15 protein-coding genes are annotated in these 17,527 nt (G+C 49.0%); 2 read left to right on the top strand and 13 right to left on the bottom strand.

The features are described from left to right. Nucleotides 1–3 precede the first annotated feature (3 nt). The 9 genes from AC0MA3_RS03805 to AC0MA3_RS03765 all read right to left on the bottom strand — a co-directional run bounded on the left by AC0MA3_RS03805 (nucleotide 4) and on the right by AC0MA3_RS03765 (nucleotide 6,583). Nucleotides 4–768, bottom strand: a complete 765-nt coding sequence (locus AC0MA3_RS03805) for an RsmE family RNA methyltransferase (RefSeq protein ID WP_474655434.1) — start codon at nucleotides 766–768, stop codon at nucleotides 4–6. A gap of 153 nt (nucleotides 769–921) precedes the next feature. Next, complete coding sequence (locus tag AC0MA3_RS03800; protein ID WP_474655232.1) at nucleotides 922–1,605, bottom strand: site-2 protease family protein; 684 nt, start codon at nucleotides 1,603–1,605, stop codon at nucleotides 922–924. Between the two features lie 2 nt (nucleotides 1,606–1,607). Then, nucleotides 1,608–2,666, bottom strand: a complete 1,059-nt coding sequence (gene prmA / locus AC0MA3_RS03795; protein WP_474655231.1) for a 50S ribosomal protein L11 methyltransferase — start codon at nucleotides 2,664–2,666, stop codon at nucleotides 1,608–1,610. An 84-nt stretch (nucleotides 2,667–2,750) separates the two neighbouring features. Further along, nucleotides 2,751–3,329 (bottom strand): DNA-3-methyladenine glycosylase I, encoded by a 579-nt coding sequence (locus AC0MA3_RS03790; RefSeq protein ID WP_474655230.1) that lies wholly within the window; start codon nucleotides 3,327–3,329, stop codon nucleotides 2,751–2,753. Nucleotides 3,330–3,427: 98 nt separating this feature from the next. After that, on the bottom strand, nucleotides 3,428–4,339 hold the full coding sequence (locus AC0MA3_RS03785) for a methyl-accepting chemotaxis protein (protein WP_474655229.1): 912 nt from the start codon (nucleotides 4,337–4,339) through the stop codon (nucleotides 3,428–3,430). 191 nt (nucleotides 4,340–4,530) lie between these two features. Beyond that, nucleotides 4,531–5,346 (bottom strand): DUF2935 domain-containing protein, encoded by an 816-nt coding sequence (locus tag AC0MA3_RS03780; RefSeq protein ID WP_474655228.1) that lies wholly within the window; start codon nucleotides 5,344–5,346, stop codon nucleotides 4,531–4,533. A gap of 109 nt (nucleotides 5,347–5,455) precedes the next feature. Further along, on the bottom strand, nucleotides 5,456–5,830 hold the full coding sequence (locus AC0MA3_RS03775; RefSeq protein ID WP_474655227.1) for a hypothetical protein: 375 nt from the start codon (nucleotides 5,828–5,830) through the stop codon (nucleotides 5,456–5,458). 135 nt (nucleotides 5,831–5,965) lie between these two features. After that, on the bottom strand, nucleotides 5,966–6,145 hold the full coding sequence (locus AC0MA3_RS03770) for a YfhD family protein (protein WP_379161094.1): 180 nt from the start codon (nucleotides 6,143–6,145) through the stop codon (nucleotides 5,966–5,968). A 66-nt stretch (nucleotides 6,146–6,211) separates the two neighbouring features. Further along, nucleotides 6,212–6,583: a hypothetical protein gene (locus tag AC0MA3_RS03765; RefSeq protein ID WP_474655226.1), complete on the bottom strand. Its 372-nt coding sequence runs from the start codon at nucleotides 6,581–6,583 to the stop codon at nucleotides 6,212–6,214. A 648-nt stretch (nucleotides 6,584–7,231) separates the two neighbouring features. Here AC0MA3_RS03765 and AC0MA3_RS03760 point away from each other — a divergent pair. After that, nucleotides 7,232–11,362, top strand: coding sequence for a S8 family serine peptidase (locus AC0MA3_RS03760; protein ID WP_474655225.1), 4,131 nt, complete (start codon nucleotides 7,232–7,234; stop codon nucleotides 11,360–11,362). Nucleotides 11,363–11,620: 258 nt separating this feature from the next. Here the strand turns inward: AC0MA3_RS03760 and dnaJ are convergent, their stop codons facing one another. The 4 genes from dnaJ to hrcA form a co-directional block, all read right to left on the bottom strand. Next, the gene (gene dnaJ, locus AC0MA3_RS03755; protein WP_379161088.1) at nucleotides 11,621–12,745 is read right to left on the bottom strand and encodes a molecular chaperone DnaJ; all 1,125 of its coding nucleotides are present in this window, start codon (nucleotides 12,743–12,745) and stop codon (nucleotides 11,621–11,623) included. A 120-nt stretch (nucleotides 12,746–12,865) separates the two neighbouring features. Next, a complete protein-coding gene (gene dnaK, locus AC0MA3_RS03750) occupies nucleotides 12,866–14,710 on the bottom strand; it encodes a molecular chaperone DnaK (RefSeq protein ID WP_474655224.1) in 1,845 nt (614 codons plus the stop codon). Nucleotides 14,711–14,812: 102 nt separating this feature from the next. Then, nucleotides 14,813–15,403 carry a nucleotide exchange factor GrpE gene (gene grpE, locus AC0MA3_RS03745; RefSeq protein WP_474655223.1) on the bottom strand — a complete coding sequence of 197 codons (591 nt, stop codon included), beginning with the start codon at nucleotides 15,401–15,403 and terminating at the stop codon, nucleotides 14,813–14,815. 47 nt (nucleotides 15,404–15,450) lie between these two features. Next, nucleotides 15,451–16,482, bottom strand: coding sequence for a heat-inducible transcriptional repressor HrcA (gene hrcA, locus AC0MA3_RS03740; protein ID WP_379161082.1), 1,032 nt, complete (start codon nucleotides 16,480–16,482; stop codon nucleotides 15,451–15,453). A 306-nt stretch (nucleotides 16,483–16,788) separates the two neighbouring features. Here hrcA and AC0MA3_RS03735 point away from each other — a divergent pair, with 306 nt between their 5' ends. After that, on the top strand, nucleotides 16,789–17,526 hold the full coding sequence (locus tag AC0MA3_RS03735; protein WP_474655222.1) for a hypothetical protein: 738 nt from the start codon (nucleotides 16,789–16,791) through the stop codon (nucleotides 17,524–17,526). Nucleotide 17,527: the final 1 nt, after the last annotated feature.

The following is a 17,527-nucleotide window of genomic DNA, read 5'->3' as shown; positions in this document are numbered from 1 at the left end:
TACTCAAGCTCCCCCCATTTCTCCGGATTCATAAAGTATACAAGCTGCGGCTACCATGCCTGCCGTCTCGCAGCGCATAATACGCCGTCCAAGCCCGACCGATACCGCTCCCGCCTCTTCGGCAGCATGGCATTCCTCAGGACTGAAACCGCCCTCCGGGCCAACGACTACCATCACCTTGCCGGACGAATGCTGAGGTAGTCCGGACAGCCAGGGGGAGACCGCGCTGCGGAGCTGCAGGCCTTCTTCTTTTTCATAACAGAAATACACGGCGTCATACGCACTAAAGCTCTTCAGCAGCAATTTCCAACTAAGCGGTGAGTGCACTTCCGGAACGATATTCCGGTGGGCCTGCTCGGCTGCCTCTTTGCAGATTTTGCGCCAGCGGTCCAGGCGTTTGCTCTCCTTGCGTTCGTCATACTGCACAATCGTGCGCTCTGAGAGAAACGGAACAAAGGCTACTGCGCCGATTTCGGTGCATTTTTGAATTACTGTCTCCAGCTTGTCTCCCTTGGGCAGACTCTGGGCCACAGTGATCTTGATCCGCGGCTCATGGGTCATATCCAGCATTTCCAGGATATGGACAGTTACTTCCCCTATTTCAATCCCGGCAATTTCCACGAGTGCCTCCCGGGACACTCCATCGCTGACAATCAGCTTGTCCCCGGCCTTACCGCGCATCACCTTCGCGATATGACGGGCGTCCTCGCCGCTAATGACTAACGTATCCGGAAGGAATTGCCCCGGTGTTACGAAATAACGCTGCATGTTCTCATCATCCTGTCCCTTATTCAGCATAAAAGCGGCAGCGTTCCTGCTTCCCAGGTTCCCTGCCGCCGCTCTTTCAACTATATTCCACTAAAAATACCACATTACATCATACAACGTTTGCCTGGCTGTGAATAGTCCCAGTTACAGGCTTCAGACTCCAAACAGCTTCAGGAACAGCTGAAGAAAATCATTCCCGATCTGTATAGACCAATTGTTCATTGGAGTAATGGTATAGTTACGCAGCCCGGGAATGAAGATAACCAGCAGAAAAACCAAGGACAACCACTGTTCGTACTGCTGCAATCTTCCACGGACGGGACGGGGAGCCACATCCTCCACAATGCGGTATCCGTCCAGTGGAGGCAGCGGAATCAGGTTAAACAAAAAAAGAAAGAAATTGAACTGGATAAAAATCCCGAAAAACCAGACAACTGCCCGAAGCAATTGTTCGTTCGCAATGGAATCAATGGTTCCGGTTCCCAGCAGTATGGCATAGATAAGAGAACCCAAGATCCCCAGCAGCAGATTACTAATCGGGCCCGCTGCCGAGACGATCACGCCCATCAGGCGGGGACGTCTGAAGTTCTCGCGGTTCACGGGAACCGGACGGGCCCAGCCGAAGCCGGCGACGAGCAGCAGAATAATGCCGAACAGGTCAAAGTGAACTGCTGGGTTAAGCGTCATCCGCCCCAGCATCCGTGCAGTAGGATCACCGAATTTATTGGCAAAATAAGCATGACTGAACTCATGCACCGTAAATGCAATTACAATTGTAATCAGAAAGAACGGGAGTTGCTGCAGCGGAATACGTATAATACTTTGCAAGAAATCCATCTTTACCTCTTTCCGGCTGTGAACGCCACCCAATCTTCTTCACGGGATACTTCCATAATCTCAAAACCGGAAGCTGTCAGTGCGCCAGCTACCAGATCTTCCTTATCCTTGTAGATGCCGGAGGTAATGTAGATTCCTCCCGGCTGAAGCGCACGGTAGACATCATCCGTGAACAATACAATAATCTCCGCCAAAATATTGGCGGCCACAATTTTGACCGGTAAGGTAACGCCAAGGCCAACTTCGCTTGTCGGAACAGTAGAAGCTTCTTCAGGTTCGGCTAAATGTCCAGATCTTGCGGAAGGCCACATCTCTCCAGCCGACGAATCCAAAGCCCGTTCGCCGCCTAGGAGTGACAGAAGATCGCTCTCCTTTACTGTAATGACTTCCTGCAGCCGGTTCAGCGCCACATTCTCCCGCGCACTCTCTACGGCCACCGGGTCCAGATCCAGCGCAAGGACCGACTTCGCACCCAAGAGAACAGCACCTACGGCAAGAATGCCGGAGCCAGTGCCCACATCGATTATCTCTTCACCGCCCTGGATATGCTTCTCCAGTGCGCGGAGGCACAGGGCCGTAGTGGGATGTGTTCCGGTTCCGAAGGCCATGCCGGGATCAAGTTCAATAATCTTTTCGTCCGGACTATCCGGAGTATACTCCTCCCAGGTCGGCTTAATCGTCAGCCGTTCCGATACCCGAAGCGGCTTGAAGTACTGCTTCCAGGCATGGGCCCATTCATCTTCATCTACCGTTTTCCACGAAATCAGCGCCTTGCCGGGGTCAATCCCGAATTCGCGCAGCTCTGCAACTCTCGGAGCCAGTTCCTGAACAATATCGTTCATGGAAACAGCTTCCGAATAATAACCTTTAATCACCGCTTCTCCTTCAGGGATATCATTGAGCGGTTCATCGTATAATTCACCGTAACGGGTGTCCCGTACCTTATTCAGCGTTCCTGATTCTTCAATGGAAACACCGCCTGCTCCGGCTTCATACAGCAGATTGGATATCATCTCCTGTGCTTCTTCTGTTGTATGTACCGTCAGTTCGTGCCATAACATGTGTGTGGGTCCTCCTAAATGTTTTGTAACAATTGAATATTTAACAGTATACCATTTCTCCCCCACCCAGCGCCAAACAGCGGCTTATCTCCCGGAACCCGGGCCTTTTTGGCGGAAAAAGCAATCCGCCGTATGATCATCCACCATGCCGGAGGCCTGCATAAACGCATAACAGATGGTAGAGCCCACAAACTTCATCCCCTTCTTCTTCAGCGCTTTGCTCATCTGGTCAGATTGAGGACTGGTGGCCGGAACTTCGGACCGTGTTTTCCACCCGTTAACCACCGGCTTTCCTCCGGTAAAGGTCCACAGATATTCCGCAAAGCCGCCCTCTTCCAGGCAAATCTGCTGAAACACAGCCGCATTTTGGATGACCGCATTTATTTTCAGCCGGTTGCGGATAATTCCCGTGTCCTGCATCAACGCTTCAACTTTTGCTTCGTCATACAGTACAATCTTATGCGGATCAAATGCATCGAACACTTTACGGAAATGCTCCCTTTTCTTCAAAACCGTATACCAGCTCAGCCCGGACTGCATCCCCTCCAGCATCAGCAGCTCGAACAGCTTCCGGTCATCATACAGGGGCTTGCCCCATTCCTCATCATGATAAGCAATATACAGCGGGTCTTCATTGACCCAGGCACAACGTGTGATATTCAAAATTAAGCTCTCTCCTTTGTCATAAAAATAAAGAGGCACCCGTCCCCGCCAAGGGTTCTGGGCACCTCCATTCTACTGAAAAATGCAATGGCTTGGGGTCAGATAATATTCAGCACTTCACGGGCCTGGGTATCCAGCTCCTGCGCAGAAGTGGAAATTCCAGTGAACTCCTGCAGCGCGATTTCAATCTGCCGCTGGCTTTCTTCCACACTATCCTGGACCTGATCCATTCCGGAGGACATTTTGCCAATTTCCTCTGTAATTCCCTCTACACTGTCACGCACCTTACTGATGGAATTCTGAACCATGGCCGACAGCTTTCGCACTTCTTTGGCCACCACATCAAATCCACGGCCGAATTCACCGGCATGAGCCGCTTCAATCGCCGCATTAAGCGCAAGCAGATGGGTCTGTGAGGCAATATCACGGATCGTCTGCACCACGCCTTGAATGTCTCCGGCTTTTTGTTGCAGATTGGCCAGTGTCACGGTGTTCTCGTTCGAGACCCCGGCGATTTCGTCAATGCTCTGCAGCAATCCCTGACTCCGTTCAATGCCTTTTTCCGCGCGCAGATTCAGACTGTCGGACATCTCCTGCAACCGTTCCACTACCTCGCTAATATTGATCTGCCTGGAGGTAATGTTGGTTGCGACCTTGGTCACCCCGATGACCCGCTTGTCTGTCTCGTCAAAAATAGGCATATACGTTGCCTCCAGCCATACCGAAGCGCCTTCGGAGTCCATCCGTTCGATTTTATCCTGAAAACTCTTGCCGGAGAGCAAATTCTGCCAGAACTCTTCATACTCCGGGCTGTTCACAAATGTAGGAAAACAAAATTCACGGTGCTGCATCCCGTACATATCCTGTGAACTGTATTTCATTGAGCTGGCGAACACCTCATTGACATAAGCCACTTTACGTTCAAGGTCAAAGCGGATCAAAGCGAGATTTTTCTCCAAGGCTCTAACCACAAGAGCATCTGTAACTTTCAGGTCTGATACGTTCTCCATTATGACTTCTCCTTATAAGACTCATATTTATGATTCTGCATACTTAAAATTTTTAATTTACCCCTTTTTCATATTAACGGAAAATTCAGAGCTTTGGATTACATTAATGAAGAATTAGTTCCGCCATAAAAGAAAAAACCGCAGGCATAGTGCCGGCGGTCTTGAGTCTTTTCAACTAACTTCGCAAAGTATTAATGCAGAATTTCCCGCTTGTTGACTTTAACTCCGGATAATGATTGATCAAACATATCGAGAATATACAAAAAGCGTTCTGCTTCACGGAATACATGATCCGCCAGTAAAGGATGAATAATGCTTTTGATCCTGCATTCATCGATTAGATCACGTGCGGTTTTCTTGAAATCACGCAGAGATTGCACAGAAACCCGGTTTTCGTCCACGAATTGGCTGAGAAGCGGAAGCGTCTGAGATTGGGGGCGCATGTGGCTCAAATCCATGGCCTGGAACACCAGCTTATCAAAATCATTACTGAATTCCCTTGCCTGATCGACCAGTTTCCGTTCCGAAGGGTCCAGTAAATGACCTATAAATTTGGCATGATCGGCCATGATCTTCAGGAAAAATACATTTTCATCAATTATGGCATCCGGCAGCGGTTCAAGTCTTCCGGAATTGAGCTCCTCCAAGCGGTTTCTGAAATAATTAGCCTCCCGGCTAACATGATCAACCAGCAAAGGGAAGTTCGTCTGACCCGGAAGCTTGCATTGCAGGATCAGCCCCAGCACCTTTCTTTTGAACGCCCAGATATTGGTTGCCGCAATACGAACCTCCGTATTAAAAGCTTGAATGATGTGGGGATCGACCCCAACCTGATATTCATAGGATCTACGCTCGATATCCTCAAAAATAGCGTAAAACTGGTTGGTTTCATTCTTAAGCTGCGTATCCTCGGCCCTAAACCCCAAACCCAAAAATAAGGAATGCTCTTTCATGATCCTCGACCAAAAACGTATTTCATCTAGCGACCGGGCCACAAATTCATCCAATGGCAGTTCCTCCCCTGCAGAAATGAAATCCATCTACAGCTAAGCATATGGAGGTTTTTGGTCCGCTATGATCATTGGTCTTACAATTCATTCCAGGCGTGTTTGCCCGCTATTTTTTCGAGCCGTAATCCCCCATTTTTATGCCCCAGACTGAATCCTTCTGGAAAGCTGCGGCTTCCCGTAAACCGGGCAATCTCGGGTCTTGAGAATAGTGCTGCTCCAGGTATGCAACATAAGCCCGCCGGAAGCCAATCTCTGCCTCCAGCTTATTGAATTCATTCGGATGCTTATTCATTTCCGCAAGCGCGCTCTCCCAGCGTTCCAAATCGGCATCTTCCGACTGCTCATTGCGGATCTTGACCGTCAGCCCGCGCAGCTCGCCGTAAGCCCTTTTCACTTTTGAAGAGTAGACCTGCTTCTGGTTCAAAAAAGTGAGAAGCGCCACCATCAGCGCCAGCCCGCTCCATAAAACGATGTTATCCATAGTAATCCTCCTACTTAACCTGTCTGCCTAATTATACTACGTATGAGTTCCCGGCAAGCAAGACTTCTTTTCCCCGCCCTCTCCTAAACACAAAAATACCCCACAGGCGTGGGGCATTTCCAAATATCCTTATGGCTACTCTTTCTTCATAATTTCATGAAGCTGACGTTTATCAGCCTCCAGTGAGCGGTCCTGCGCCTCCAGATCATCCATATCTGCTTCTGCCGCAGAATACACTACATCCTCCGCCTTCGCTTCATATAACATTTTCATTTTGTCAGTCTTAGAAAAGATTTTTGAGTTCTCTCTGTCCATTTGATTGCCACCCTCCAAATTGAATTAGTCATACAGGAAATATTCTATGGATAGACACTAGAGGCATCAGATCATTCCGCCTGCCTCTTCAATTAAGGATAGCGCCTGATCAAACACCTCCGAATCAAGCACAACCGTTAGCAAAATATCACGTCCTGTAGGTCCGCCCTCTCCGCCATGGCTCATACCGCTCGCACTTGAATCCGCAGCCGCCAAAATACCGGCCGAATGACTATCCAGCGTGGAATTGAGTGTCATGGTTGCCAGACTGGGAATATCACCTGTCAGCGGATTATTACCTGAATACCGGGCCCCTCCCGGATATTTACCGAAACGGTCTATGGACATATCAATCACGCGGAGTGATTGTAGCTTGCGGGAAACTGCCTCGGCAGCTTCGGGACTCTTAAAATACGCCAGTATATTTTTTTCAGACATCAATATCCCTGCCTTCCTGGATTGCCATACGCGACATTTCTATTTTGCATACGGGCAGGGGAATTTATGCGTATTCTGTTAAAAGTAACATTGCCTTATATCCCCTCGAATTTTCCCTACGAATTAACTTGGATTTAAACTCCCCAAACTATACTTTTCCCTTAATATGGTACAAAAGTAGTATATAACATCCACTCACTTAACTGTAAAATTAACGTAATTTTAAACGTTCTGCTGTCTTACTTTACAGGAAAGAAACAAATCTCTTAAAGGAGCTGGTAAATTACTAGAATTTGGTTTTATAGAGATGAGGGGGAATTCCGACTCAAGTTTCATTATGTCACATTTCCTAACTCGTATCATCCGAATTTTATTTATTCCTAGATTTTTAGGCGTTTTTCCGCTTGATATTTACCATAATAAGGGTCTGCATGTCATATTACACATCATCAAAAAATGTCTTTTCTCAAAACTTCATAAATTTAGTGTGGATTTTACATTTTACCGGTGGTAAAATCTTCTTAATATTTTTCCTACTAATCTAGACGGAAATAAACTGGATCAATAGAAAAGGAGAATCCGCGCTAACTGTCTGAAGCAGGAGAGATGTGAGCCAGAACTAATAACATAACTTGGAGGGGATTACATTTGGAGTGGACAAAATTACCTCGTAAGCTGTCTGTATTAGCCTTGTCACTAGGCGTGACAGCCGGCATGATTCCAGGAGCGGCATTCGCCGCCGACAGCTTGCAGACATCATCATCTAGCAATCATCTAACATCTTTAATTCAATCAGATCAGAATATTATTTCTCCACAGATCAATACCAAATCCTCAAATAATGTCCGGGTCATTGTTCAATTAAGCGGCCAGCCTGCAGCGGTCGGAGAATATGCCGCCAAGCAGGGGTTCTCGGCTCTAGCCAAAACAGCTACCGCAGCTGAGGTGAAGAGTCAGCAGAGCACTGTGCTGGACCAGGCTAAAGCCAAAGGCATTAACCTGACCGTCAACTACAAGTATGACACCATATTGAATGGCTTTGAAGTCACCGTTCCGGCGAACAAGATTCCGGAGCTGGCGAAGATCTCCGGCGTTACTTCCATTTATCCGAACAGCACCTGGTACACTCTCCCCGATCAGACAGTAACCGGATCTACTTACAGAAATGACAATGCTCCACTTGAGCAGATTCGTGCCACATGGGCTGCGGATCACGGATATAATGGTGCCGGTTTGAAAGTCGGCGTCATCGATACCGGTGTGGATTATAAGCATCCGGATATTGCAGCAGCTTACAAAGGCGGCTATGACTCCTTCTATCAGGACAATGATCCTTATGAAGAAGTTCCACTGACTCCCGCAGAAGATCCGTACGGTGTAGGTTATGAAGGGACTTCACACGGTACACATGTATCCGGCACCATTATTGGACAATACGCTGCCAAAGGAGATGTCGCCCAAAAAGGCGTTGCTCCCGGAGCGGATCTTTATGTGTACAAGGTACTTGGTCGCAATCTCGAGAAGCCAAGTACATCCTCCGGTTCATCGGCTCAGGTAATCGACGGTATCGAACATGCAGTGAAGGATGGCATGGATGTTATCAACCTGTCCCTGGGTTCGGATTCCGAAAAAGATGTGAACTCCCCGGATTCCATTGCGATTAATAATGCTGTGCTGTCAGGCGTGGTAGCCGTTATTGCAAACGGCAATAATGGACCTGGATATTTCACACTCGGCTCCCCGGCTGTATCTCAGCTGGCGATATCCGTTGGTGCCGTAACCAGCCCGGTAAAAGACTTTTCCGGTGAGTTCAAGGCAGAAATTTCAAATTCTGTAACCTCGGTTACGTATGACACTAACTATCCGTTCCACGTGATGGCTTATGAGTTAGGCAAAGATGATTTCTCCGGCATCCTTGGTACAGATCCAGTTCGAGTTGTATACGCGAATCTTGGTGCAGAAGAAGATTATCCAAAGGACGATATCAGCGGTTCCATCGTATTGGTATCACGCGGTAATCTTTCATTTGTTGATAAAATTGCCAATGCCAAAGCTCATGGAGCTAAAGCTATAGTTATCTTCAATGGTAACTTCAAGTCCGATAACGGCAAGAATGTCGCCGTTCTTGATGAGCATATCAAGGATCGCGATAGCTTCATAGGTCTCAATCTTGGCGACGGATACGACAATATTCCGACGTTCGACATTGAAGGGATTAAAGGCCGCGCGCTAGCAAGAGCTATTCTAGACAATGGAAACACTCCAACCTTTTTCACCTTTGGAACGGACTATCATCCGGCAATGTCTGCAGGTGATGAGGTGACCAGCTTCTCCTCCTGGGGTCCAAATGTGGATAGCAACCTGAGCATTAAACCAGACATTGTAGCTCCTGGTGACGGAGTACTATCTACTTGGCCAGCTTATGGCGGAGATTATACCAAGGCGTATAACCGTATCAGCGGTACAAGTATGGCTACTCCACATGTCGCAGGTTTGTCACTGTTGATCAAGCAGGCACATCCGGAATATACGCCATTCGACATTCGTGCCGCTCTGGCGAACACGGCAGATTCTCTATTCTATAATGGAGATCCTGAAGATCTGTATGTTCAAGGTCCCGGCCGGGCCAATGTTGAGAATGCAATCTTGACGCCAGCATTACTCGAAGCGGTTGAGCCTATTTCCATTCTGGACAAAAACTATGTGTCTCAGAATGTCACGAACTACAATCCTTCAACAGGCTTCGGCGTGATGGTACCGGGTTCGATGGGCAGCAAAGCACTGCAGTTAAAGAACGTAAGCAACAGTGACGTTACGTATGCTGCCTCTGTGGAATGGAATTATGGAGATGAGGATAATGTGACTGCCACTTTGGACAAAACAACCATAACCGCCTCCGCCCTGGGCACAACAGGATTTAATCTCAACCTGGCTGTTTCATTAGCCGCTGATCCTGAATTGCTGTACCAAGGTAATGTAGTGTTGACAGCCGCAGGACAACCGACACTCCATCTGCCATTTACTGTTCATATCAGTGATAAAGCTGAACAGCCAGATTGGGGCACTGGTGTACAGGAAGCGGTGATCAGCTCACCGATCGTGTACTCTAATTCATCAGCTGCTCTTTCCTACAAACTGAAAGCTGATGACATCAACTATTATGAAGTCAATCTGGTGGGTCTGGACGATGTCAAAAAAGGTTCCTTCCAGGTAGCCACCACGGGCGCACCGAATAAATTCTTTGTACCGGGTAGTTATAGCACGGTCATAGGATCTACCTACCAGCCTTATGACAGCAACGGTGATCCTATTGTTGATGCTAACGGCAAGCCTGCAGTAGCAACGATCACGGATGGGGTCTATAAACTTGAGATCCTGGCTATCACTGCAAAAGACAATACCAAAGGACCTATCAAGATTGATTTGAATAATGACAAATATTACAGCTCCTATACCTCTTTCCGCTTTATTACGGGTTCTGCCCCTACAGCAGGCGGAGATCCCGGTAATGTTGGCGGCGGCGGTGGCGGTGGCGGTGTAACTGCCCCAACTGCGCCAGTGATCCCTGTTGCAGCCAAATCCCTTATAGAAGAAGGGGCTACACCGGTAAGTGTAACCCCTCTAACCGTATCGAAGGATGGCGTAACCACGGTAACCGTTAGCGACAGTGACCTGAAGACAGCTACTGTGAATGCCGCTGCCTCCAAGACTGCCGTTGTGGTCTCCGTAGGTACTATCTCTGATAAGGCTGCAGTACTAAGCTTGACTGCTGATCAAGTGAAGCTGCTGGCTGGAATCAAATCAGGCAGTTCCATTATTGTTAACATTGGCGGTTCTGCTGTATCCTTGCCAATATCCCTGCTCTCCGCTGCTCCTGCTGGCCAAAGCCTGAAGCTTGACCTTAAGCAACAGCCTGACGCTGCAAGCAAGCTGACTGCAAGCACTCCAGGTTCAACGGTAATCGGAACCCCGGTTTCATTTGAAGCTTCCTGGACTACAGCTACAAGCAGCACTTACTTGAACGTTCCTAATAATGTTTTCATTAAGAGATCCTTTACAGTACCTGGTGCGATCCAGCCAAAAACTGCAGGTGTGCTCTTTGAAGAGAAGGGACTTGTAACTCCGGTTGCTTCTAAATTCACTCCGCAGTCGGATGGAACGACAATCGTGACAGTGAGCCGTCCTGGCTTCTCGGTGTATGCCGCAGTAAGCAAACCGGCTGCCGCATTCACAGATATCGCCGCTTCCAAATCGGCTGCTGCGATTCAGACCTTGGCCGACAAGCTGATCATCCAAGGCACTTCAGCAACGACATTCTCGCCGCTGAGCAATCTGACACGTGCTGAGTTCACCGCACTGTTGACCCGTGCACTTGGATTACGTACGGATGCCAGCGTTACCTTCTCCGATGTGAAATCATCTGACTGGTATGCTAATGATGTTGCTGCTGCTTCCAAAGCAGGCCTGATTCTGGGCATTGGCAACGGCAAATTTGCTCCAACTCAAAAGGTAACCCGTCAAGAGCTTGCTGTTATTCTTGACAGAGCGCTTAAACTGACTGGAACTGAACCGAAAGCCGCTGCTAACCCTTCATTCACAACCTATACCGACAGTGCCAAAGTAGCACCTTATGCAAAGGACAGCTTACAAGTCTTGTCCCAAGCGGGTATCATCGGTAGTGAAGCAGGAACTGCTTTCAATCCTACTGCTCCAGCAACCCGTGAGACAGCAGCTGCTGCACTCTACCAGCTGCTCAGCAAGATTGGATTAATTGACTAATTAATACTCTCTGTTTCTCCAGCTTGCATGGCAAAGTACCAAAGCCACTGTGAACCAGAAGACCGTGTATGGCTGAGCCATACACGGTCTTCTTTTTTTGCATTTATCAATACCTTTATATGAATTCTAGTTCAAACAATACTGCCCGATATCCGATGAGATTTCCATACCAACAAAAACGGCTGCACGTCCTCTAAAGGGATGTGCAGCCGTCTGTATGAATCTATATGTTATTGCTGTGCAAGAATCTGCAATCCATCAGTCTCCGCGGAATGCACGCTTTACACGGTCAAAGAAGGATTGCTCCTGTTCATGCGTGTTCTCGCCATTGTATGAAGCAAACTGGCGGAGCAGGTCTTTCTGCTCATCACTTAGCTTGCTAGGTGTCACGACGATCACCCGTACATGCTGATCACCTGTTCCAGAGCCGCGCAGGTGGGGAACACCCTTACCTTTCAGCCGGAAGAAGGTTCCGGTCTGTGTGCCTGCTGGAATCTTGAGCTTCACTTTTTCGGTCAGGGTTGGAATCTCAATCTCGTCGCCAAGCGCTGCCTGGGCAAACGTTAAGGGAACCTCACACATAATATCATCGTTCTCACGTACGAAGAAATCATGTGTCTTCACACGGATTACAATGTACAAATCGCCTGCAGGACCGCCGCGTGTACCGCCTTCGCCTTCGCCGGTCATGCGCAGCTGTGCACCATCATCGACCCCACCTGGAATACGCACATGGATCTTGCGCTGTTTCTTGACTTTACCCTGGCCGGCACATGTTGTACATTTTTCCTTGATGATCTTGCCTGTGCCTGAGCAATGGGAACAAGGACGGCGGTTGCGCATTTGTCCAAGTGGTGTGTTCTGCACGAATTCCTGTTGTCCGCTGCCGTGGCATACGGAACAGGTTTCCGGTTTGGTACCGGGTTTGGCACCGGAGCCGAAGCAGGTATCGCAGGTCTCCGTGCGTGGAATAGTAATGTCGGTTTCTTTACCGAATACCGCTTCCTTGAACTCAATGGTCATGGTGTACTGCAAATCACCGCCGCGCTGCGGAGCGTTCGGATCACGACGGCCACCGCCGCCGAAGAACATATCGAAAATATCGCCAAGCCCTCCGAAATCACCGCCGCCACCGCCAAAGCCGCCGCCCATGCCCTGATTAGGGTCGATATGCCCATATTGGTCATACCTTGCGCGTTGCTGACCGTCGCTAAGCACATCGTAGGCTTCTTTTACTTCCTTGAATTTAGCCTCTGCATCGCTGGCTTTATTGACGTCCGGATGATACTGGCGTGCCAGCTTGCGGTACGCCTTCTTCACATCATCATCTGAAGCATCTCTTCCGAGGCCCAGAACCTCATAATAATCGCGTTTATCTGCCACTGCTTTCACCTCCGCACATCAATACTCAGATTTCCCTGTAACATGTTAAAAGGAAAGCCAAAACACGGGATGCCCCGGTCTTGACCTTCCCTTCGTACAGAATACACTTATCGTCTAAGGTTACCCTTGATTCTTCTCGTCGTCAACAACCTCGTAGTCAGCGTCCACAACATTGTCTTTCTTCGCGCCTTCTGCAGCTCCCTGGCCGCCTTCTGCGCCTTGTTCTGCTTGAGCAGCCTGTTCATACAGCTTCACGGACAGTTGCTGTACGATCTCAGTCAGCGCTTCTGTAGCCGCGTTGATGTCTTCCAGGTTGTCAGTTTCCAGAGCTGCTTTGAGCTTATCCTTGGCAGCGTTCGCTTTGTCTACTTCAGCAGCGTCCACTTTGTCGCCCAGGTCTTTGATTACTTTATCTGTGGAATACACGAGTTGGTCGGCAGAGTTCTTCGCTTCTACCAATTCTTTACGCTTGCGGTCTTCCTCAGCATGCAGCTCGGCATCCTTCATCATTTGTTCTACTTCAGCATCGCTAAGGCCGCTAGAAGAGGTGATGGTGATCTTCTGGCTCTTATTGGTGCCTTTATCAGTTGCAGATACGTTTACGATACCGTTGGCGTCAATATCGAAGGTAACTTCGATTTGCGGTACGCCGCGCGGTGCTGGCGGAATCTCGTTCAGCATGAAGCGTCCCAGTGTCTTGTTGCCGTTCGCCATTTGACGTTCACCTTGCAGCACGTGGATTTCTACGCTTGGCTGGTTGTCGGCAAAAGTCGAGAACACCTGCGATTTGCTTGTTGGGATCGTAGTATTGCGTTCGATCATCTTCGTGAACACGCCGCCCGCAGTTTCAATACCCAGGGACAGTGGAGTTACGTCAAGCAATACCACGTCTTTTACGTCACCAGTCAATACACCCGCTTGAACGGCTGCACCGAGGGCTACCACTTCATCCGGGTTAACGCCTTTGTGAGGCTCTTTGCCGGTAAGCTTCTTGATCGCATCCTGTACGGCAGGAATACGTGTGGAACCGCCCACGAGCACGATTCTGTTCAGATCAGCCGGAGTCATACCCGCATCGCTCAGCGCCTGACGGGTAGGTCCCAATGTGCGTTCAACCAGCCCTGCAGTCAGCTCATCGAACTTGGCACGGGTCAGGTTGATTTCGAGATGCTGAGGCACGCCGTCAACCACAGTGATGAACGGAAGGGATACTGTAGTAGTCAGTACGCCAGACAGTTCTTTTTTTGCTTTTTCAGCAGCATCCTTCAGACGTTGTACTGCCGCTTTATCTTTGCTCAGGTCGATGCCCTGTTCTTTTTTGAATTCAGCTACGAGGTAATCCATAACCACTTGGTCAAAGTCGTCGCCGCCCAGACGGTTGTCACCGCTTGTAGCTTTAACTTCGAAGAAGCCGTCGCCCAGTTCAAGAATGGATACGTCGAATGTACCGCCACCAAGGTCATAGACAAGGATGGTTTGGTCTTCGGATTTCTCCAGACCGTAAGCAAGAGCCGCAGCCGTTGGTTCGTTCACGATACGCAGAACTTCCAGACCGGCGATTTTACCTGCATCCTTGGTCGCTTGACGCTGGCTGTCATTGAAATAGGCTGGAACGGTGATAACCGCTTGGGTAACGGTTTGGCCCAGATAAGCTTCAGCATCGGATTTCAGCTTTTGCAGAATCATGGCCGAGATCTCTTGAGCAGAGTAGTCTTTGCCGTCAATGCTTTCTTTGTGGTTCGTGCCCATGTGGCGTTTGATGGAAGCGATGGTGCGGTCCGGGTTCGTGATGGCCTGACGCTTGGCTGTTTCGCCAACGATACGTTCGCCGTCCTTCTTGAAGCCTACAACCGACGGAGTGGTGCGAGCACCTTCCGGATTCGGAATAACGACGGCTTCGCCGCCTTCCATAACAGCCACGCAAGAGTTGGTGGTTCCTAAGTCAATACCGATAACTTTACTCACAGTAATGTGCCTCCTCAAAATGATATGGAGCCTTAGCTCCAGTTAGATTTTCTATTAAGTAATGTAATGGATCCCATTTACAACCTGCATATATAGACAGAACTACATGCTGACTTTGACCATAGCGGGACGAAGAACCTTATCTTTCAGGAGATAGCCCTTCTGGACCTCTTCCGTCACGATACCTTCCTCGTGCTCCTCACTCTCCACCTGCATGATAGCCTGATGGTATTCAGGGTTGAAAGGCTGTCCTACTGATTCCATGGCTGTAAGGCCTTCAGACTTCAATACCCCTTCCAGCTGTTGGAAAATCATATTCACACCTTTGTTAAAGGCTTCGAATTCCGGACTGGCCGGAGCTGTAGCGATGGCACGTTCGAAGTTGTCGAGTACAGGAATCAGCTCTCCTACAAGCTTGGCTGTAGCATACTGTGCCAGTTCCTCTTTTTCCTTCTGGGTACGGCGGCGGAAGTTGTCAAAATCGGCCTGCACTCGCAGCGCGCGTCCTTGATATTCCTCTGCCAGCTCCTGCAGGCGTCTAGCGGCTTCTCCAGTTCCAGAAGCCTCCTCGAAGGCCTGTTCTGAAGCTGGTGCACCGTTCTCAGTGGCTGCTTCAGCCTCATCAGCTGCCTGATTCTCATGTATTGCCTGATCGTTAATTTCATTGGTATCCTGAATCTCTTGCTCTTTCAAGTTGTCTTCACCTCCTTATAATCAGTCACGAAACAATTACGCTCTGTTCACTTATACCAGTGTGCCAGCATCGCTGTCAAATCACGGGACAGAATACCCAGTATGCCCATTACACGCGCATATTCCATCCGGGTCGGACCCAGGATGCCAATGCTTCCAAGCGCCTTCCCGTCCAGCGAATATGTGGCTGTAATCAGACTGCAGTTGGCAAAAGCCTCATGCTTATTCTCCATGCCGATACGCACCTGCATTCCAGGCCCCCCGGATGCAGGAGCCAGCATTTTGAGGAGCGTAGGTGTTTCTTCCAGCAGATCGAGAATATTCTTCACCTTGTCGACGTCCTTGAACTCCGGCTGGGTAAGCATATTGGTTGCTCCACTAAGATAAATGCGCTGTTCATGGTCACTTTCGAGTGCCGTATCCAGCACCTTCATTAATTCTTCATAGTGGGAGATGTGGCGCTGCATTTCCTCCCCTAGCTCGGAATAGAGCTGGCTCTTCAGCTTGTAGAGCGGAACATTCACCAGCTTGCTGTTCAGCAGATTAACCACTTTCTCCATCTCGGACAGGGAAATCCCCGGTGGAATGCTTACAGTCTTATTCTCTACCTGACCGGTACTTGTAACAATGATCGCCACGGCGGTGTTGTCGTCCAGCGGCAGCAGCTGGAAATGGCGCAATGAAGTATGAAAAACCTCCGGCCCCAGAAGGATGGAAGTGTAATTCGTCATATTGGAAAGAATCATTGCCGCATGCTGGATAACCTGCTCTGTTGCATTAAGCTTCTCAGCAAAAAATTCACGGATCGTGCCCATTTCTGCCGATCCCGCAGAATTCCACGGTACCAGATGATCCACATAATATCGGTAGCCCTTATGGGAAGGAATTCGTCCTGCTGAAGTATGTGGCTGTTCCAGATAGCCCAAATCCTCCAAGTCGGCCATTTCATTACGGATGGTTGCAGGACTGTAGCCTACATCTCCCCGTTTGGAAATGCTTCGCGAACCAACCGGCTCGGCAGAAGTAATGTAATCATCTACGATGGCATTCAATATCATTCTCTGGCGTTCGGTTAACATGCAAATCCCCTCCTGTCGGCTGTGGCTCCCGATTCGTTAGCACTCTGGTCAGATGAGTGCTAACCACTAATACAAAAATACCAAACTGACCTTAGCATTGTCAAGTCAGTTGAGTATCTTGAGTTCGCCTATTTCAGCCCAGCCGGGCTTCCCGCGATGTACGGCAGACCAGTTGCATTCCCTTTTATTCAAATAAGAGCAGATCAATCCGCTTAAATTGTATTTTTTTCAAGATAAATCCATACTTCGGGGACATTTCCGCAACCATTGCCGCACTCCTTCGTCTGTTATTAAAGGGGGTGTGAAATGAAATCACCCAGACGATGGTTCTTAACCTCATTCAGCATAATGATGACCTTGGCCGCCATTATGTTGTCAGGCTGTTCGCCGGTCGGGATGCTGGAGAAGATAGGGCCATACAAATGTTATTACGGTGAGCTTGAGTATGCTCCTGTCCTCCAATGGGATGGCATTACCTATATGGATAATAGTAACGGGGATATCAGCGGGTTGAAAACAGGAGATCCAATCGGTAAAATCAGCTACCGCAAAGCTGACCATAAGTGCCCCCGCAATCCTATGAAGGATGGAGATGCCACTGTGCTAGAAGTGGGAACACCACTCTACACAGTAAAAAGTTATAAAAACTCGGCCCGGATAATGGCAGGAGACAGGCTGTATGAGGCTACTGATAACCCTTCTGCGCAGACCCTTAACGATCTGCTTGATATCGCAGGCAAAATCAAGACCGTCCGTTTTATCAGCGGCATGGACGGGAGTCCTCTGAAGGATTTCACACCTGAAGCTAATGCCGTATTCATCCGGGAATATCCGAAGCTTAAATATATCCCGTTTGACCAGTTGTCGAATGAGACCAAACAATGGGTTGGGGACAAATACTGGCTCGAAATTGAAATGGCCGACGGCTCGAGCACAAGCATTACCTATAACACAATGTTCGCAGCCTTCCATCCTTCGAGTTATGCCACATCTGAACTTGCCCGGTTAGTGGAAGAGCAGCGTAAGTTGATCTATGTCAAATAAC

The organism is Paenibacillus sp. LS-5, assembly GCF_056121505.1.
This window is presented reverse-complemented; position numbering and strand designations above follow the sequence as displayed.